This window comes from Pseudomonas sp. FSL L8-0168, from assembly GCF_037976155.1.
GTDB classification, from domain to species: domain Bacteria; phylum Pseudomonadota; class Gammaproteobacteria; order Pseudomonadales; family Pseudomonadaceae; genus Aquipseudomonas; species Aquipseudomonas paracarnis.
In genome coordinates this window covers 2,253,916-2,272,548 of sequence record NZ_CP150262.1, presented here as the reverse complement: position 1 = coordinate 2,272,548, position 18,633 = coordinate 2,253,916, and the positions used below count along the sequence as shown (strand labels likewise).

17 protein-coding genes are annotated in these 18,633 nt (G+C 61.2%); 11 read left to right on the top strand and 6 right to left on the bottom strand.

The features are described 5' to 3' along the window. Positions 1-61: 61 nt before the first annotated feature. The 5 genes from MHH62_RS09915 to MHH62_RS09895 all read right to left on the bottom strand — a co-directional run bounded on the left by MHH62_RS09915 (position 62) and on the right by MHH62_RS09895 (position 3,728). Complete coding sequence (locus tag MHH62_RS09915; RefSeq protein WP_014717183.1) at positions 62-772, bottom strand: rRNA pseudouridine synthase; 711 nt, start codon at positions 770-772, stop codon at positions 62-64. 207 nt (positions 773-979) lie between these two features. Continuing rightward, a complete protein-coding gene (locus MHH62_RS09910; RefSeq protein ID WP_072447648.1) occupies positions 980-1,450 on the bottom strand; it encodes a GNAT family N-acetyltransferase in 471 nt (156 codons plus the stop codon). A 100-nt stretch (positions 1,451-1,550) separates the two neighbouring features. Continuing rightward, positions 1,551-2,879: a 30S ribosomal protein S12 methylthiotransferase RimO gene (gene rimO / locus MHH62_RS09905; protein ID WP_169855583.1), complete on the bottom strand. Its 1,329-nt coding sequence runs from the start codon at positions 2,877-2,879 to the stop codon at positions 1,551-1,553. A gap of 193 nt (positions 2,880-3,072) precedes the next feature. Beyond that, positions 3,073-3,408 carry an addiction module antidote protein gene (locus tag MHH62_RS09900; protein WP_014717185.1) on the bottom strand — a complete coding sequence of 112 codons (336 nt, stop codon included), beginning with the start codon at positions 3,406-3,408 and terminating at the stop codon, positions 3,073-3,075. Next, on the bottom strand, positions 3,405-3,728 hold the full coding sequence (locus tag MHH62_RS09895) for a type II toxin-antitoxin system RelE/ParE family toxin (RefSeq protein WP_339232882.1): 324 nt from the start codon (positions 3,726-3,728) through the stop codon (positions 3,405-3,407). Before MHH62_RS09895 ends, MHH62_RS09900 begins: the two co-directional genes overlap by 4 nt. A 414-nt stretch (positions 3,729-4,142) precedes the next feature. Between MHH62_RS09895 and MHH62_RS09890 the strand changes: the two genes are divergently transcribed. From MHH62_RS09890 to MHH62_RS09875, 4 genes are all read left to right on the top strand, one after another. Further along, positions 4,143-6,044 carry a potassium transporter Kup gene (locus MHH62_RS09890; protein WP_339232880.1) on the top strand — a complete coding sequence of 634 codons (1,902 nt, stop codon included), beginning with the start codon at positions 4,143-4,145 and terminating at the stop codon, positions 6,042-6,044. A gap of 135 nt (positions 6,045-6,179) precedes the next feature. Next, positions 6,180-7,286 (top strand): NADH:flavin oxidoreductase/NADH oxidase, encoded by a 1,107-nt coding sequence (locus tag MHH62_RS09885; protein WP_019817719.1) that lies wholly within the window; start codon positions 6,180-6,182, stop codon positions 7,284-7,286. 103 nt (positions 7,287-7,389) lie between these two features. Continuing rightward, positions 7,390-7,926 carry a GNAT family N-acetyltransferase gene (locus tag MHH62_RS09880; RefSeq protein ID WP_014717189.1) on the top strand — a complete coding sequence of 179 codons (537 nt, stop codon included), beginning with the start codon at positions 7,390-7,392 and terminating at the stop codon, positions 7,924-7,926. A 205-nt stretch (positions 7,927-8,131) separates the two neighbouring features. Further along, complete coding sequence (locus MHH62_RS09875; protein ID WP_014717190.1) at positions 8,132-8,317, top strand: hypothetical protein; 186 nt, start codon at positions 8,132-8,134, stop codon at positions 8,315-8,317. 54 nt (positions 8,318-8,371) lie between these two features. Here the strand turns inward: MHH62_RS09875 and MHH62_RS09870 are convergent, their stop codons facing one another. Then, the gene (locus MHH62_RS09870; protein ID WP_339232877.1) at positions 8,372-9,997 is read right to left on the bottom strand and encodes a glucan biosynthesis protein D; all 1,626 of its coding nucleotides are present in this window, start codon (positions 9,995-9,997) and stop codon (positions 8,372-8,374) included. Positions 9,998-10,301: 304 nt separating this feature from the next. On the opposite strand from MHH62_RS09870, the gene MHH62_RS09865 reads away from it, so the two are divergent. The 7 genes from MHH62_RS09865 (at position 10,302) to MHH62_RS09835 (ending at position 18,591) form a co-directional block, all read left to right on the top strand. Further along, a complete protein-coding gene (locus tag MHH62_RS09865) occupies positions 10,302-11,009 on the top strand; it encodes a tellurite resistance TerB family protein (protein WP_014717192.1) in 708 nt (235 codons plus the stop codon). Positions 11,010-11,219: 210 nt separating this feature from the next. Beyond that, positions 11,220-12,842: a methyl-accepting chemotaxis protein gene (locus MHH62_RS09860; protein WP_014717193.1), complete on the top strand. Its 1,623-nt coding sequence runs from the start codon at positions 11,220-11,222 to the stop codon at positions 12,840-12,842. Then, a complete protein-coding gene (locus MHH62_RS09855; RefSeq protein ID WP_020301149.1) occupies positions 12,842-13,354 on the top strand; it encodes a chemotaxis protein CheW in 513 nt (170 codons plus the stop codon). Before MHH62_RS09860 ends, MHH62_RS09855 begins: the two co-directional genes overlap by 1 nt. Then, positions 13,351-14,613, top strand: a complete 1,263-nt coding sequence (locus MHH62_RS09850) for a CheR family methyltransferase (protein WP_339232875.1) — start codon at positions 13,351-13,353, stop codon at positions 14,611-14,613. The genes MHH62_RS09855 and MHH62_RS09850 overlap by 4 nt, the downstream gene beginning before the upstream one ends. After that, a complete protein-coding gene (locus MHH62_RS09845) occupies positions 14,610-15,311 on the top strand; it encodes a chemotaxis protein CheW (RefSeq protein ID WP_201491241.1) in 702 nt (233 codons plus the stop codon). Before MHH62_RS09850 ends, MHH62_RS09845 begins: the two co-directional genes overlap by 4 nt. After that, positions 15,308-17,584 carry a hybrid sensor histidine kinase/response regulator gene (locus tag MHH62_RS09840; RefSeq protein ID WP_032903262.1) on the top strand — a complete coding sequence of 759 codons (2,277 nt, stop codon included), beginning with the start codon at positions 15,308-15,310 and terminating at the stop codon, positions 17,582-17,584. The genes MHH62_RS09845 and MHH62_RS09840 overlap by 4 nt, the downstream gene beginning before the upstream one ends. Further along, complete coding sequence (locus MHH62_RS09835; protein ID WP_003189079.1) at positions 17,581-18,591, top strand: chemotaxis response regulator protein-glutamate methylesterase; 1,011 nt, start codon at positions 17,581-17,583, stop codon at positions 18,589-18,591. The genes MHH62_RS09840 and MHH62_RS09835 overlap by 4 nt, the downstream gene beginning before the upstream one ends. Positions 18,592-18,633 lie beyond the last annotated feature (42 nt).

Here is an 18,633-nt window from a genome sequence, read left to right as displayed (position 1 = left end):
ATCCTGGTATTCAACTGATGACACCGCCGGAATCAGGCGGTGTCGGGAAAAGGGGAACGGCTTAGAACTTCTCTTTGCCGGACAGGTAACGCCATTGGCCCACTGGCACTTTGCCGATGGACACGCCGCCGATGCGGATGCGGCGGATGGCGATGACTTTCAGCCCAACGGCTTCGCAGAACAGCGCGATCACGCCGGGTTGCGGGTTTTTCATCGCAAAGCGCAGGCGGTTCTCGTTCTGCCAGCTGGCTTTGACGGCAGGCAGCTCTTTGCCTTTGTAGGTCAAGCCGTGGTTCAGGCGGTTAAGGCCGTGGGCAACCATGTCGCCTTCGACTTCCACCACGTATTCCTGCTCGATCTTGGCGGCATCGGCGGTCAACTTGCGCAGAATCTTCCAGTCCTGGGTAAACACCAGCAGGCCACTGGCTTTGGCTTGCAGGTCGGCGCTGGCGCTCAGGCGCAGAAAGTGCCCCTTGAGCGGACGCTTGCCGAAGCGGTGTTCTTCAGAGAGGGTTTCGGCGCTGATCGAGGCCATGGCGGTTTCAGCATCCATGCCTGCGGGGGCGTGCATCAGGATGGTCACCGGCTCTGGCGCGGTGGCTTTAGCTTCCGGGTCCAGCTCGACTTTCTCGTCAGTGACCTTGAACTGCGGCTCGTCGATCACTTCGCCGTCCACCGAGACCCAGCCGCCTTCGATAAACAGCTCAGCCTCCCGACGGGAGCAACCGACCAGTTCGATAAGGCGTTTGGAGAGGCGTATGGGGTCAGTCATGACAAGGGCCGTAACAAAAGGGGGCCACTATTGTACCTGCCTGGCGCCGGTTAATCCCGGCCCCATTTCAGCACATCGGCCATAACAATTACTTAACTAACACAACACGGGTCAAATGTGGGAGCTGGCTTGCCTGCGATGGCGATATACCAGCACCGGATGGGTAGACTGACCCGACGCCTTCGCAGGCAAGCCAGCTCCCACAGTTCAGGCATTACGGGCCTGTTGCTGCTGGCGCAGACGCAGGTGCAACAACGGATAAGGCTGCCCAAGCCCATCATGGTCCGTTCGCCCGATCACCTCGAAGCCTTGCTTGAGGTAAAAACCCAGGGCCTGGGGGTTCTGTTCGTTGACGTCCAGTTCATCGGCGTTCATGTGTTCGATCGCGTAGCCCAGCAATTGCCGGCCCAGCCCCTGGCCACGGTAGCGCGGGTCGATAAACAGCATTTCCACCTTGCCCGCCGACACCCCGGCGAAGCCGGTAATGTGCTGGCGCACGTCCTTGGTGCAGATCAGCATGACCGCATCGAGATAGCGGCTCAGCACCAGGTTTTTCAACATGTCGATATAGCTGTCCGGGAGGAAGTCGTGGGTGGCGCGTACCGAGTCCTCCCAGATCTGCACCAGGCGTGCGTAGTCGCTGGTTTTAGGTGTGTGAATCACCGAATGCTGACGCATACCCGCTGTCCCTTGCTGTATTCGGGGTTGATGGACAATACGATAGACCTAAAAAAGCCCCGCATCTTCTCAGAGGCGAGGCTTTTTTATCACCGTGCGATCAGTCGCGCTTTTCAGCCCACAAGTCGTACTCGTCGGCGTCGGTCACGGTGCACCAGACTTTGTCACCCGGCTTCAGGCCGCTGGCATCGTCGATAAACACGTTACCGTCAATTTCAGGGGCGTCGAAGAAGCAACGACCCACCGCGCCTTGCTCGTCGACTTCATCGATCAGCACTTCGATTTCCTTGCCGATGCGCAGTTGCAGGCGTGCCGAGCTGATCGCCTGCTGGTGCGCCATGAAGCGCTCCCAACGGTCTTGCTTGACGTCGTCCGGCACCACGGCCAGGTCCAGCAGGTTGGCCGGAGCACCTTCCACCGGCGAGTACTGGAAGCAACCGACGCGGTCCAGCTGCGCTTCGGTCAGCCAGTCCAGCAGGTACTGGAAGTCTTCCTCGGTCTCGCCGGGGAAACCGACGATGAAGGTGGAGCGGATGATCAGCTCCGGGCAGATCTCGCGCCAGTTCTTGATGCGTGCCAGGGTCTTGTCTTCAAACGCCGGACGTTTCATCGCCTTGAGCACTTTCGGGCTGGCGTGCTGGAACGGGATGTCCAGGTACGGCAGGATCTTGCCGGCGGCCATCAACGGGATCAACTCGTCCACGTGCGGGTAAGGGTAAACATAGTGCAGGCGCACCCACACGCCCAGGCTGCTGAGGGCTTCGCACAGCTCGGTCATGCGGGTTTTCACCGGCGCGCCGTTCCAGAAACCGGTGCGGTATTTCACATCGACGCCGTAGGCGCTGGTGTCCTGGGAGATCACCAGCAGCTCCTTGACGCCAGACTTGACCAGGCGCTGGGCCTCGTCGAGCACATCACCCACCGGGCGGCTTACCAGTTTGCCGCGCATCGACGGGATTATGCAGAAGCTGCAGCTGTGGTTGCAGCCTTCGGAAATCTTCAGATACGCGTAGTGGCGTGGGGTCAGCTTGATGCCTTGAGGCGGCACCAGGTCGATCAGCGGGTTGTGATCCTGGCGTGGCGGCACCACCTCGTGCACAGCGTTGACCACTTGCTCGTACTGCTGCGGGCCGGTCACCGCCAGCACACTCGGGTGCACGTTACGGATATTGCCTTCTTCCACCCCCATGCAGCCGGTCACGATGACCTTGCCGTTTTCCTTGATGGCTTCGCCGATCACTTCCAGGGATTCGGCCTTGGCCGAGTCGATGAAGCCGCAGGTGTTGACCACCACCACATCGGCGTCCTGGTAAGTGGACACGACGTCGTAGCCTTCCATACGCAATTGCGTGAGGATGCGCTCGGAGTCGACAAGCGCCTTCGGGCAACCCAGGGAAACAAAGCCAACCTTGGGGTTGGCTTTTGCGATGGTGGTGGACATGTCTAACCTCGGTATTGAATGACGCTGCCGGTCGTGCACGACAAGGCAACGGATGGGCGCTTGGTGCGCCTCTGATCAAAAAGTGCGCAATTCTATCGGTGGGCAACGCACTTGACCAGCTTTATGCAGGGAAATGCGACGAGTGCTGCGCCGGGTCATCCCCATAGCCACTGGCGCGCGCTTAAGCCCGGATGTCTTGTTCGGTTCGGTGCGATACCACTTTAGACATACCCACACCTAACGCCTGGAGGACTTTAAGCAAAGTGGAGAGCTTAGGATCGCCGCCGACGCCGATGGACCTGTAGAGGTTTGCTCTATTGAGTCCTGTGTTCTGCGACAAGCTGAGCATCCCACCACGGGCTTCCGCCACTCGACGGATAGCGACAAGGAAAGCGTCCTCGCCACCGGCTTCATCTATTTCCTCAAGCGCGACAGATAAATATTCGAGGGCGAATGCTTCGTCGTTGCGAAGCATTTCCAGAACGCTATCTTCGTGCGGGCGGGTACGAATGGTCATTTTTGCTGCACCTTGTAAGATTTCCAGAGAGCCTTGGCCTGATCGATATCGTTCTGCTGTCTGGCCTTCGAACCACCGCCCAATAGGAAAATGATTTTTCGATCCTGGACTGCGTAATACACGCGAAACCCCGGGCCGAAATCGAGCTTCATTTCAAAGACCCCATCACCCACTGGCTCGGTAACGCCAAAGTGACCAAGGGACGCTCGATCCACTCTGGTGGTGATTCTTGCTTTCGAACGCGTGTCCTGCACTGTATCCAGCCAAGCCTGGAAGATATCCACGCCGTTGATTGACAGTACGTGTTTCACTTCGTACATGAGGAGTGTACCTTAAAAGATACAGTCCGATAGTTGAGTTTTTATATCGACTGCGCGCCCTGCGAATGCACGATTGACTGATCAGGTAATCCGGCCAAGGCGCTCCTGCTCACACCACCCAGGCAGCACGACTGAGCCGGGCCAGGAATATACGGTTGGCCGTAAATGTGATCAATGCAGGCAAAAAGGCGCCAAAGTGCTGCTGTGCCCGCTATGACTGATTGCCTAAAACGACACCCCGTTCACTTGAACGGGGAAATACGACGAGTGCTGCGCTATGCTTCGCGCCGTTGCGCACGGGTAAAGCCCTTGGGTCAATAAAACGTCTGTTACGAGAAGTAAAACAGCGCATGCTAGGGTCAGCTTAGAAGCGCTGTTTATAAAAGACCTCAGGTCAAAGGGCAGGAGTGGTTGATGGGTCAGGCAAGTAGTCAGGCAGCAGGTGCCGAGCATTCAAAAGCCAAGCCGATTGGCATGCTAGTGGCGGCGGTCGGGGTGGTTTATGGCGATATCGGGACCAGCCCGCTCTACACCCTTAAAGAGGTGTTCAACGGCGGTTATGGGGTGCAGGTCAACCATGACGGTGTCTTGGGGATCCTTGCGCTGATCTTCTGGTCGCTGGTCTGGGTGGTGTCGATCAAGTACGTGCTGTTCGTGCTGCGTGCCGACAACCAGGGCGAGGGCGGCATCATGGCCCTCACCGCGTTGGCCCGGCGAGCTGCCGGGAAGCACACGAAATTGCGCAGTTTCCTGGTGGTGTGTGGCCTGTGTGGCGCGGCGTTGTTCTACGGCGACAGCATGATCACCCCGGCAATTTCGGTGTTGTCGGCCATCGAAGGCTTGGAACTGGCGTTCGACGGCCTGGAAAAATGGGTGGTGCCCATTGCCCTGGTGGTGCTGGTGGCGCTGTTCCTGATCCAGAAACACGGCACCGACCGCATCGGCAAGCTGTTTGGCCCGGTGATGGTGACCTGGTTCCTGGTGTTGGGCGGCCTGGGGGTGTACGGCATCCTGCAGCAACCCGAAGTGCTCAATGCACTGAACCCGGCATGGGGTGTGCGCTTCTTCATGGTTCACCCCGGTATTGGCGTGGCGATCCTCGGCGCGGTGGTGCTGGCATTGACCGGCGCTGAAGCGTTGTACGCCGACATGGGCCACTTCGGCCGCAAACCCATCGCCCGCGCCTGGTTCCTGCTGGTGCTGCCGGCGCTGGTGCTCAACTATTTTGGCCAGGGCGCGATGCTGCTGGGCGATCCGGAGGCGGCGCGCAACCCGTTCTACCTGCTGGCGCCGAGCTGGGCCCTGGTCCCGTTGGTGGGCTTGTCCACCATGGCCACGGTGATTGCTTCCCAGGCGGTGATTTCCGGCGCGTTCTCGTTGACCCGCCAGGCGATCCAGCTGGGTTACATCCCGCGCATGCATATCCAGCACACCTCCAGTGCCGAACAGGGCCAGATCTACATCGGTGCGGTGAACTGGTCGTTGATGGTCGGTGTGATCCTGCTGGTCCTAGGCTTCGAATCCTCCGGTGCCCTGGCCTCGGCCTACGGCGTAGCTGTGACGGGCACCATGCTGATGACCACCATCCTGGTGTCGGCGGTGATGCTGCTGCTGTGGAAATGGCCACCGGTGCTGGCCGTGCCGCTGTTGCTCTGCTGCCTGTTGGTGGATGGCCTGTTCTTCGCAGCCAACGCGCCGAAGATCCTCCAGGGCGGCGCCTTCCCGGTACTGGCGGGGATCGTGTTGTTTGTGCTGATGACCACCTGGAAGCGCGGCAAGCAATTGCTCGTCGGCCGTCTCGACGAGGGTGGCCTGCCGTTGCCGATCTTCATCAGCAGCATCCGCGTACAGCCGCCCCATCGCGTTCAGGGTACGGCAGTGTTCCTCACTGCGCGGCCCGACGCCGTGCCCCATGCGCTATTGCATAACCTGTTGCATAACCAGGTGCTGCATGAGCAGGTGGTACTGTTGACCGTGGTTTACGAAGACATTCCACGGGTGCCAGCGGCGCGACGCTTCGAGGTGGATGCCTACGGCGAAGGCTTCTTCCGCGTGATCCTGCACTTCGGTTTCACCGATGAGCCGGATGTGCCTGAAGCGCTGAAACTGTGCCATCTGGATGACCTGGACTTCAGCCCGATGCGCACCACTTACTTCCTCAGCCGTGAAACGGTGATTGCCTCGCGCATCAAAGGCATGGCCCGTTGGCGCGAAGTGTTGTTTGCCTTCATGTTGAAAAACGCCAACGGCAACCTGCGGTTCTTCAAACTGCCGGTCAACCGTGTGATCGAGCTGGGTACCCAGGTCGAGATGTAAGGCGCTGCCTACCGGGAGCCGGCAATCGGCTCCCGCTTTCCTTCTGAACCCTGTGCAAACGATGGTTGTCGACTAGGCTGGTAGGAGCGAGCTCGCTCCTACAAAAATGCCTATGAAGCCCAGAAGAGGTGCGCCATGAGTCAGCTGCTCGAACCTTATACCCTGCGCCAATTGACCCTGCTCAACCGCATCGCGGTTTCACCCATGTGCCAATACTCCAGCGACGATGGCCTGGCCAATGACTGGCACCTGGTGCATCTCGGCAGCCGGGCCGTGGGTGGCGCCGGGCTGATTTTTACCGAGGCCACGGCGGTGACCGCCGATGGCCGTATCACCGCCCAGGACCTGGGCCTGTGGAACGACGCCCAGATCGAACCGTTGCGGCGCATCACCCGTTTTATCGCGGCCCAGGGCGCGGTGGCTGGGATCCAGCTGGCCCACGCCGGGCGCAAGGCCAGCACCCATCGGCCATGGATCGGCAAACACGGCAGCGTCAAGCCGGAGGAGGGCGGCTGGGTGCCGGTGGGGCCCTCGCCGATTGCCTTCGACCCCAATCACACCCAGCCCAAGCCACTGGACGAAGGGCAGATCCAGCAAGTGATCGCCGACTTTGTCGCCGCTGCCAAGCGCGCCTTGACCGCAGGCTTTGAAGTGGTGGAAATCCACGCCGCCCACGGGTATCTGCTGCACCAGTTCCTCTCGCCGATCAGCAACCAGCGTCAGGACCACTATGGCGGCTCCTTCGAAAACCGCATTCGCCTGGTGCTGGAAGTGACCAGGGCCGTGCGTGCCGTGTGGCCAGAGGAGCTGCCGCTGTTTGTGCGCGTGTCGGCCACCGACTGGGTGGAAGATGGTTGGAACCCGGATGAAACCGTGGAGTTGGCGCGCCGCCTGAAAGACTTGGGCGTTGACTTGATCGACGTGTCCTCTGGCGGCACCGCTGCCAATGCCGAGATTCCCACCGGCCCCGGCTATCAGACGCGCTTCGCCGAGCGAGTGCGCAAGGAGTCGGGCATCGCCACCGGCACGGTTGGCATGATTACCGAACCGGCCCAGGCCGAGCATATCCTGCGCACTTGCCAGGCCGACATCATCTTCCTGGCCCGGGAACTGCTCCGCGACCCGTACTGGCCTTTGCATGCCGACGATGATCTGGGTGGGCGCAAGGCCATCTGGCCCGCGCAATACCAGCGCGCCACCCACCGCGACCAGCCGATTCATGAGTCGGATCTGCGCGATTGATCCTGCACACGGCCCTACCGGACCCACCCTGACACGGTGGGTTTTTTCTTGCTCGCGTTTATAGGAAGGCTGATCCTTGGCGGTTGTTAAGCAGGAGAAGCTTATGCTGGTGGAACGCGCGTTAACCGAAGACGATATCCCTTTGCTGGCAACCATCGATCGTACGGAGCTGATCCCGGCGTGCTATCGCATGGACTGCGGCGAACTGGTGTTGTATGCCACACATCATGATATGCGCGGCTGGCCTGAAGGCGAGGCTGAACAGGATGCGGTGGCGCTGCATGCCTGCCTCCAGCGCGGCGGGTGGTTGTGGGGCGTATTCGACGGCCCGGTGCTGGTCGCCGCAGTGGTGGTGGACAATCGGTCCTTCCATCACCAGGGCTTGCTGATGCGGCAGTTGAAATTCCTGCATGTCAGCCATAGTGCCCGCGGTACTGGCCTGGGCGGTCGGTTGTTGGCGCTGGCTTGCGAGCACGGCCGGCAAGTGGAGGTCCAAGCGCTCTATATCTCGGCGACGGAGTCGCGTAACACCGTGGACTTTTACCTGCGCCATGGTTGCCATTTGTTGCAGCAACCCCACGCTGAGCTTTATGCGCAAGAACCGCTAGACATCCACCTGTATCGACCCCTGCGTGAGTAATGGCTGTAGGCTTTTATTACCGACGTTATTTTTTTAAGTTAATACTCTAAAAAAATCCCACGAATGGTGAGATAGTTTCTACGCTAAGGGTAAGCCCGACTCCTGGCCCAGGGAGACAGGCGGTTGGTCCGCGAAGCCGTTGCGCTTCCCGGGAGTTGGGAAATGGGCACCAGGAGTGTTTGACTGATATCAGGAGTAGCGGTCCATGGCCAAGTCCTATGGCGTAGCGGGTGCAGTGGCGTCTTTTCTGAGTCGCCGGATGTCCTTGCGGGGTCGAAGGTTGAGTTCAGATGAGATGGAGTTGCTGGTGCAATACCGGGCGCTGACCGAGAGCGATCAGGTGGCGATGCGCTATCTGATTGGCGCGATGAAAAGCGTGTCGCGATTCTGAGCCAAATCCGATCATTCCCACGTTATTGCGTGGGAATGATCGTGCAGTGTGGCATCAGGTGTATTTGCGTTGCTCTGGGGCAGGTGGGAAGTACTGATACAGCCAGGTTTCACTGAGGGTGCGGTCCTGGGTTCGTATAAACAGGCGCAATTCGACTGGTTCCACGCTGTCGCTGGTGGGGTACCAGTCGAACAGGATGCGGTAGCCCTTGATGTTGTCCAGCACCAGCACACTGAAGTCCTTCACCTCACCATGGGAACAGGTCACCACGGGCTCGATGCCGGTGCCCGCTGGCAGGCGATCCAGGCCGCCGCCCTTGAAGTCCACGGCGAAACGCCGCGCCCATACCTTCGGATAATGCTCGCCGGGTGCCCAGCCTTCGGTAAAGCCGCCCATGCCGGAACGGGTCGCATCGACCTGTGCCAGCGGCGTGCTCACTGGCGGCAGTGCGCTCCAGTACAGCTTGTAGCCGTAGTTGAGCGAATCACCGGCGGCCACAGGCTTTTTCGGGGTCCAGAAGGCCACGATATTGTCCAGGGTTTCGCCAGTGGTGGGGATTTCCAGCAAGTCGATGGAGCCTTCGCCCCAGGCCGTGGTCGGTTCAACCCACAGGCTTGGGCGTTTGCTGTACCAGTCGACGGTGTCCTGGTAGCTGGCGAACTCATGGTCGGTCTGCACCAGGCCGAAGCCTTTGGGGTTGGTGTCGGCGAACGCGTTGAATTGCAACTTGGCCGGGTTGTTCAGGGGGCGGCAGATCCACTCGCCGTTGCCGCGCCACATGGCCAGGCGGTCCGAGTCGTGGATTTGCGGGTGGATGGTGTCGCACATGCGGCGCTCATGGGTGCCGCAGCTGAACATACTGGTCATGGGCGCGATGCCCAGTTGCTCGATGGCGGTGCGCGCATTGATGTGCGCGTCGATCGCCATCACCACTTGGTTGGCCTGGCAGTCGATGTCGAAGCGGTAGGCACCGGTGGCGCTTGGCGAGTCGAGCAGGGCGTAGACCACAAAGCGCGTGGCGTCCTTGTCCGGAGTTTCGAACCAGAACTGCGTGAAATCGGGGAACTCCTCGCGTTTTTTCGCGTAGGTATCAATCGCCAGGCCACGCGCCGAGAGGCCGTACTGGCCGGTGGAATCCACCGCACGGAAGTAGCTGGCGCCCAGAAACGACAGCACGTCATGGCGGTCCAGCTCCGGTGCCTTGAACAGCTTGAAACCGGAGAAACCCAGGTCGCCGGTCAATTGCTGGGTGTCCACCGTGGTTTTTTCATAGTTGAACAACGACGGGCGAAAATGCACTTCGCGGGCTTCACGGGTCTTGGGGTCGACGCTGTGCATGCGCACCGGCGTCTTGAAGCCCATGCCGACGTGGAAGAACTGCACGTCCAGTTGGCCGTTCAACTCTTTCCACAGCGAATGGTTACGGTCATAGCCGATGGCGTTGAAATTCTGCGGGGTCATGGCAGCCAGGGTCGGCGGCAGCACCTGCTTAGTGTCCTGGTAGCCACGGGTGGCCAATTGCTTGGCCTGGGCCTTGAGCGATTCGAAATCGAACGCCACGGCCTTGCCATCGGCAGCCCGATTCCCGGCCCAGGCCTGCGCGGCCAGCAGGCCACTGGCCGACAAACCGGTGTAAGCCGCAATGGCCATGGATGCTTTGAGCAAATTCCTGCGGTGCATAGAGACAACCTGTCGTGAGCAAATCCCGCGCCGTTCCTGGCACGTAGCGGATCAGAAATAACGGTTCGGACATGCCTTCGGCCAAACGCAACGGACAATAAACAGACGCCGGATAGCTTAAGCGGTTCGATGAACAAGGCAAATTGATTGATGGCGGGATGATGGCGTTGCATATGCAACAAGACATTTCCAGCATCGCAGTAGAACGTTACATCTGGAAGCACTCTAGATCGCGGCTTTTTGGCACTTAGTTTTACGCTGGAGGCCTATTGGTCCTACGAACCCAAGTGTCTGGAGGCTACGAATGAATACCCGTGGATTGCTCGATCAACTGCTTAAGTCTGGCCAGGATATGTTGCAAAACAAGGCTGGTGGGCAGCCTAAGTCGAATGACAAGGGCGCCCTCGGCGGCTTGCTCAGCGGTGGCGGGCTCGGCAGCATGCTCGGCGGTGCAGGCGGCGGGGCCCTGGCGGCGGGAGCCATGGGCTTGCTGCTGGGCAACAAGAAGGCGCGTAAATTCGGTGGCAAAGCGCTCACCTACGGCGGCCTGGCCGCACTGGGTGTGATTGCCTACAAGGCTTACGGCAACTGGCAGTCCCAGCAGGCCAGCGCGCCCCAAGGCGAGCCGCAAACCATCGACCGCCTGCCAGCGGCCCAGGTCGAACAACACAGCCAAGGCATTCTCAAGGCATTGGTGGCCGCGGCCAAGGCTGACGGCCATGTGGATGAGCGCGAGCGTGCCTTGATCGAAGGCGAGTTTACCAAGCTGGATAACGACCAGGAGTTGCAACACTGGCTGCACGCCGAACTCAACAAGCCCCTGGACCCCACCGACGTCGCCCGCGCCGCCAGCACCCCGGAAATGGCCGCCGAAATGTACATCGCCAGCGTGATGCTGGTGGACGAAGAAAACTTCATGGAAAAAGCCTACCTGGACGAACTGGCCCGCCAACTGAAACTTGAGCCCGGCTTGAAGCTTGAGTTGGAAAAACAAGTGCGGCTTAACGCATAAACAAGGCCGCACGCCAATCAAAAATGTGGGAGCGGGGTTGCTCGCGAATGCGGTAGACCAGTCACTCTATTTCTGGCTGACTCACCGCATCCGCGAGCAAGCCCGCTCCCACTTTTGCATTCTGTGCACTGCACATCAAAAGCCTTGATAAAAGCGCGCAGCCGCTCAGCTATACTCCCCTCCATTTGAATGGCCCTGCGAGGAATTACTGTGAAGAACTGGACCCTGCGCCAAAGGATTTTGGCGAGCTTTGCGGTAATTATCGCGATCATGCTGCTGATGGTCGTGGTCTCGTATTCGCGCTTGCTGAAAATCGAAATCAGCGAAAACTCAGTGCGGGACGATGCGGTGCCCGGGGTGTTTTTCAGCTCGATGATTCGCAGCGCCTGGGTCGACAGCTACCTGCAAACCCAGGAGTTGGTCGGAATCCACGAGAACCAGGGTATTTCCGAAACCGACAAACAGGACTACAAGTCTTTCGAGGCTCGGCTTGAGCAACATATGGCCAGCTACGCAGGGACGATCAATATCACCCAGGATCGCACCGAATTCGATGCCTTCGAAAAACTGCACCAGAGCTACAACCAGATTCTCGCCCAGGTTTTGGCGGCCCATCAGAGCAATAACGCCGCCGAAGCACTGAGGTTGTTCAACGAGCAACTGACCCCCGCCTGGACAGCAGGCCGCATGAAGCTCAATGACATTATCAATGAGAACAAGCAGGTCGCCGACAACGCCACCGCCGCCATCGATGATGCGGTAGCGGCCGCGAAGATCAGCATGGGCGTCTCGCTGTTGCTGGCGATTCTCGCCGCCGCGCTGTGTGGCCTGTTGCTGATGCGCGCGATCATGGCGCCGATGCAGCGCATCGTTCAAATCCTCGAAGTCATGCGCACCGGCGACCTGAGCAAGCGCCTGAACCTGGAGCGCAAGGACGAATTCAACGCGGTTGAAACCGGCTTCAACGACATGATGACCGAGCTGACTGCCCTGGTGTCCCAGGCGCAGCGTTCATCGGTGCAGGTCACCACCTCGGTCACCGAGATTGCCGCGACCTCCAAGCAGCAACAGGCGACCGCGACAGAAACCGCAGCCACCACCACCGAAATCGGCGCCACTTCCCGCGAGATTGCCGCCACGTCCAAGGACTTGGTCCGCACCATGACCGAAGTGTCCACCGCCGCCGACCAGGCCTCGGTGGCTGCCGGTTCCGGCCAGCAGGGCCTGGCCCGCATGGAAGAAACCATGCACTCGGTGATGGGCGCCGCCGACCTGGTCAACGCCAAGCTGGCGATCCTCAATGAGAAGGCCGGCAATATCAACCAGGTGGTGGTGACCATCGTCAAGGTGGCCGACCAGACCAACCTGTTGTCCCTGAATGCGGCCATCGAGGCTGAGAAAGCCGGTGAGTACGGGCGCGGCTTTGCCGTGGTTGCCACCGAAGTGCGCCGCCTGGCCGACCAGACCGCTGTGGCGACCTACGACATCGAGCAGATGGTGCGTGAAATCCAGTCGGCGGTGTCGGCGGGGGTGATGGGCATGGACAAGTTCTCCGAGGAGGTGCGCCGTGGCATGTCGGAGGTGCAGCAAGTGGGCGAGCAACTGTCGCAGATCATCCATCAGGTACAGGCCCTGGCGCCGCGGGTGTTGATGGTCAACGAAGGCATGCAGGCCCAGGCCACCGGCGCCGAGCAGATCAACCATGCGCTGGTGCAATTGGGCGATGCCAGCAGCCAGACCGTCGAATCCCTGCGCCAGGCCAGCTTTGCCATTGATGAACTGAGCCAGGTTGCGGTCGGTCTGCGCAGCGGCGTCTCGCGTTTCAAAGTCTGATGAGTGAGCTCGCGTCTAAACGCGGTGCCGTCCCGGCAGCGAAAAAGGCATTGTTTCTGGTGTTTCGCATCGGCAACGAACGCTTTGCCCTCAAGGCCACAGAAGTGGCCGAGGTGCTGCCGCGCCTGACGCTTAAACCTATCGCCCAAGCGCCCTTATGGGTGGCGGGTATCTTCGCCCATCGTGGGGCGCTGGTGCCGGTCATCGACTTGAGCGCCCTGACGTTCGGCACTTCGGCCCAGGCGCGTACCAGTACGCGCCTGGTGTTGGTCAATTATCAGCCGCAGCCTTGGAGTGAGGCGCGTTGGCTAGGGCTGATCCTGGAACAGGCCACCGACACCCTGCGTTGCGACCCCGCCGAATTTCAGCCCTATGGCCTGGACAATCAGCAGGCGCCATACCTGGGGCCGGTGCGCGAGGACGCACAGGGCTTGATGCAGTGGATTGGCGTCGCGGATCTGTTGACCGCGCCAGTGCGTGCCTTGCTGTTTTCCGCCGAGTTGAGCCTATGAGCAATGACCCGCGGTTTTTCGCGTTCTTGAAAGAACGCATCGGCCTGGACGTCGCTTCGGTGGGCGAGGCGATCATCGAGCGCGCGGTGCGCCAGCGCTGCCAGTCGTCCCAGTCGCCGTCGGCGGAGGCTTACTGGCAACACCTGCAAACCTCCCATGACGAGCAGCAGGCGCTGATCGAAGCGGTGATCGTCCCCGAAACCTGGTTTTTCCGCTATCCCGAATCCTTTGCAACCCTGGCTCGCCTGGCCCAGGCACGCTTGGCCGAGATCAACCAGCTGCGCGCCCTGCGTATTCTCAGTCTGCCGTGTTCGACCGGCGAAGAGCCCTATTCGATTGCCATGGCCTTGCTCGATGCGGGGTTGGCGCCCCACCAGTTCAAAGTGCAAGGCATGGACGTCAGCCCGCTGTCGGTGGAGCGCGCGCGGCGGGGCGTGTATGGCAAGAACTCGTTTCGCGGCGCCGATCTTGAATTTCGCGACCGCCACTTCACTGAAGACGCAGGCGTTTACCGCATCGCCGACCGGGTGCGTGAACAAGTGCGCCTGCAAGTCGGCAACTTGCTGGACCCGGCACTGCTGGCGAACGAGCCGACCTACGATTTTGTGTTCTGCCGCAACTTGCTGATCTACTTCGACCAGCCGACCCAGAAACAGGTCTTTGATGTGCTCAAGGCATTGACTCACGTGGACGGCGTGCTGTTTATCGGCCCGGCCGAGGGCAGCCTGCTGGGGCGCCACGGCATGCGCTCCATCGGCGTGCCGCAGTCCTTTGCCTTCAGTCGGCATGTAGAACCGGCCCCGCCGGTTGCACCTGTGGTCAAACCGACGCCCGCGCCGCTACCGCAGCGCAGGGCGGCGCCGATACCGCTCAAGCCGCGGCCGTTCAGCACCGTCAGCCCCAACGTGCCACCGGTCAAAGTGATGCCTACCGATGCCGGGGATTTGCTCAGCCAGATCGCAACCCTGGCCAACGAGGGCAAAAGTGCCGAGGCCCGAGCGGCCTGCGAACGGTATTTGAGCAGTCACCCGCCGGCCGCCCAGGTGTTTTACTGGTTGGGGCTGCTCAGCGATGTGGCTGGCAGTGCCCTGGAGGCCCAGGGGTATTACCGAAAAGCTCTGTATCTGGAACCGCAGCATCCCCAGGCCCTGATGCACCTGGCCGCGTTGCTCGAGTCCCAGGGTGACAGTGTCGGCGCGCGTCGTCTTCAGGCACGCGCCGCCCGTAGCGAGCGAGCTGACAGTGAGACCAAACGATGAGTAGCCCTGACGCGCTCGACACCGCAGGCCTGGACCTGACGCTGACCGATACCCAAGCCATTGACGACTGTTGGAACCGCATCGGTATTCATGGCGACAAGTCCTGCCCGCTGTTGGCCGAGCATATCCACTGCCGCAATTGCTTGGTGTATTCCGCCGCCGCCACACGCCTGCTCGACCGCTACGCACTGCAACAGGACGACCATCACGCGCAGGCAGCTGCCGAAGCGGATAGCGATGTGGTCACCCGTTCGCTGTTGATGTTCCGCCTCGGCGAAGAATGGCTCGGTATCGCCACCCGCTGCCTGGTGGAAGTGGCGCCGTTGCAGCCGATCCACTCGCTGCCGCACCAGCGCTCCCGAGCGCTGCTGGGCGTGGCCAACGTACGCGGGGCGCTGGTGGCGTGCCTGTCGTTGGTGGAACTGCTGGGCCTGGACAGCACCAGTGCCGGCGCCAGCGGCGGGCGGATCATGCCGCGCATGCTGATCATCGCTGCCCAGGACGGCCCGGTCGTCGTACCGGTAGATGAAGTAGACGGCATCCACGCCATCGATGAGCGCACCTTGAACGCTGCGTCGGTGTCCGGCACCCAGGCCAGCGCACGCTACACCCAAGGCGTGTTGCAGTGGAAAGGTCGCAGTCTGCGCTGGCTGGACGAAGCGCAATTGTTGTCCGCCGTGACCCGGAGCCTCGCATGACCCCCGACCAGATGCGCGATGCCTCGCTGTTGGAACTGTTCAGCCTGGAAGCCGATGCGCAGACCCAGGTGTTGAGCGCGGGCCTGCTGGCGCTGGAACGCAACCCGACCCAGGCCGACCAGCTCGAAGCCTGCATGCGCGCCGCGCATTCACTTAAAGGGGCGGCGCGGATTGTCGGCGTGGATGCCGGGGTCAGCGTGGCCCACGTCATGGAAGACTGCCTGGTCAGTGCCCAGGAAGGCCGCCTGTACCTGCAACCTGAACATATCGACGCGTTGCTGCAAGGCACCGACCTGCTGATGCGAATCGCCACGCCGGGCAATGACGTGGGGCCGGCGGATATCGAGGCGTACGTAGCGCTGATGGAGCGCTTGCTCGATCCCTCGCAGCCGATTGCCACGCCCGTGCCAAATCCCGAGCCCATCCCCGCGCCGCGGGTTGACGCATTGCTGCTGGAGCCTGAGCTGGAGCCCGCGCCGGTCAGCAGTGAAGCGCCGCGCCAGAGCAAACGCATGACTGAAGGCGGCGAGCGCGTGCTGCGGGTGACGGCCGAGCGCTTGAACAGCCTGTTGGACTTGTCCAGCAAATCCCTGGTGGAAACCCAGCGGCTCAAGCCGTACCTGGCCAGCCTGCAACGCCTCAAGCGCATTCAGAGCAACAGCTTGCGTGCACTGGATGCCCTGGATGGCCAGCTAAAATCCCTGGATCTGAACCTGGAAGCCCAGGAAGCCCTGGCCGATACCCGTCGCCTGCTGAGTGAAGCCCAGGCCCTGCTGGCGGAAAAAAACGCCGAGCTGGATGAGTTCGGCTGGCAGGCCGGCCAGCGCGCCCAGGTGCTCTACGACACCGCATTGGCCTGCCGCATGCGGCCGTTTGCCGATGTGCTGGCCGGGCAGGTGCGTATGGTGCGTGACCTCGGTCGCAGCCTGGGCAAGCAAGTGCGCCTGGAGATTGAAGGCGAAAAGACCCAGGTCGACCGTGACGTGCTGGAAAAACTCGAAGCGCCGCTCACCCATTTATTGCGCAATGCCGTCGACCACGGCATCGAAACCCCTGAGCAGCGCGTGCTGGCGGGCAAGCCGGCGGAGGGCTTGATTCGCCTGCGCGCGTCCCATCAGGCCGGGTTGCTGGTGCTGGAATTGAGCGATGACGGCAACGGTGTCGACCTCGAGCGCCTGCGCGGCACTATTGTCGACCGGAATTTGTCTCCGGTGGAAACGGCTCTGCGCCTGAGCGAAGAGGAGCTACTGACCTTCCTGTTCCTGCCGGGGTTCAGCCTGCGGGACAAAGTCACCGAAGTGTCCGGGCGCGGTGTGGGCCTGGACGCGGTGCAGCATATGGTTCGCCAGTTGCGCGGCGCAGTGGTGCTGGAACAGACGGCGGGGCAGGGCAGTCGCTTCCATCTTGAGGTGCCGCTGACCCTGTCGGTGGTGCGCAGCCTGGTGGTGGAAGTCGGCGAAGAAGCCTATGCGTTTCCCCTGGCGCATATCGAACGCATGTGCGACCTAGCCCCCGACGACATCGTGCAGTTGGAAGGCCGCCAGCACTTCTGGCATGAAGGCCGACACGTCGGCCTGGTTGCCGCCAGTCAGTTGCTGCAGCGCCCGCCGGGGCAGACCCCTTCAGATACCTTGAAAGTGGTGGTGATCCGCGAACGCGATGCCGTGTACGGGATTGCCGTGGAGCGCTTTATCGGCGAGCGCACGTTGGTGGTGTTGCCGCTGGATGATCGCCTGGGCAAGGTCCAGGACATTTCTGCCGGGGCCTTGCTCGATGACGGCTCGGTGGTGTTGATCGTCGATGTCGAAGACATGCTGCGTTCAGTGGACAAGCTGCTCAATACCGGCCGCCTGGAGCGCATCGCCCGGCGCAACCAGCAGGCCACCGAAGCGCCGCGCAAGCGCGTGCTGGTGGTGGACGACTCACTGACGGTGCGCGAGCTGCAACGCAAATTGTTACTCAACCGGGGTTATGAAGTTGCCGTGGCGGTCGATGGCATGGATGGCTGGAACGCATTGCGCTCCGAGGACTTCGACCTGCTTATCACGGATATTGATATGCCTCGCATGGACGGTATTGAATTGGTCACACTTTTGCGCCGTGACAGTCGCCTGCAATCATTGCCGGTGATGGTGGTTTCCTACAAGGATCGTGAAGAAGACCGCCGCCGTGGCCTCGACGCCGGGGCCGACTATTATCTAGCCAAAGCCAGTTTCCATGACGACGCCTTGCTCGACGCCGTGGTTGAACTGATTGGAGGCGCCCGGGCATGAGGATTGCGATCGTCAATGACATGCCCCTTGCCGTAGAGGCCTTGCGCCGTGCCTTGAGTTACGAGCCCGCCCACGAGGTGGTGTGGGTGGCCAGCAATGGCCTGGAAGCGGTGCAGCGTTGCGCCGAGCTGACCCCGGACCTGATCCTGATGGACTTGATCATGCCGGTGATGGACGGCGTGGAAGCTACCCGCCAGATCATGGCCGACACGCCATGCCCGATCGTGATCGTCACCGTTGACCGCCAGGCCAACGTCAGCCGTGTATTCGAAGCCATGGGCCACGGGGCCCTGGATGTGGTGGACACCCCGGCACTGGGCGTGGGCAACCCCAAGGATGCGGCGGCGCCCCTGTTGCGCAAGATCCTCAATATTGGCTGGCTGATCGGCCAGCGCGGCACGCGGGTGCGTGCCGAAACCCCGCCGCAGCGGGTCACCGGCAAGCGTCAACGGCTGGTGGCGATTGGTTCTTCGGCCGGTGGGCCGGCGGCCCTGGAAGTTCTGCTCAAGGGGTTGCCCCGGGATTTCCCTGCCGCCATCGTGCTAGTGCAGCATGTGGACCAGGTGTTTGCCGCTGGCATGGCCGAGTGGCTGAGCAGCGCTTCCGGCCTGCCGGTGCGCCTGGCCTGTGAAGGCGAGCCGCCTCAACCCGGCGTGGTATTGCTGGCCGGCACCAACCACCATATTCGCTTGTTGAAAAATGGCACGCTAGCCTATACCGCAGAGCCGGTGAACGAGATTTACCGGCCATCGATCGACGTGTTTTTCGAAAGCGTCGCCAGCCACTGGAACGGTGACGCCGTCGGTGTCTTGCTCACGGGCATGGGGCGCGACGGCGCCCAGGGCCTCAAGCTGATGCGGGAACAAGGATATTTGACCATCGCCCAGGACCAACAGAGTTCGGCGGTGTATGGCATGCCCAAAGCGGCGGCGGCGATTGATGCCGCTGTTGAAATTCGCCCACTGGATAGAATTGCGCCCCGATTGCTGGAGGTCTTTGCAAAATGAACAAAAATCTCCCGCCGTGCTGGCTTGCAGGTAGTAATTCAG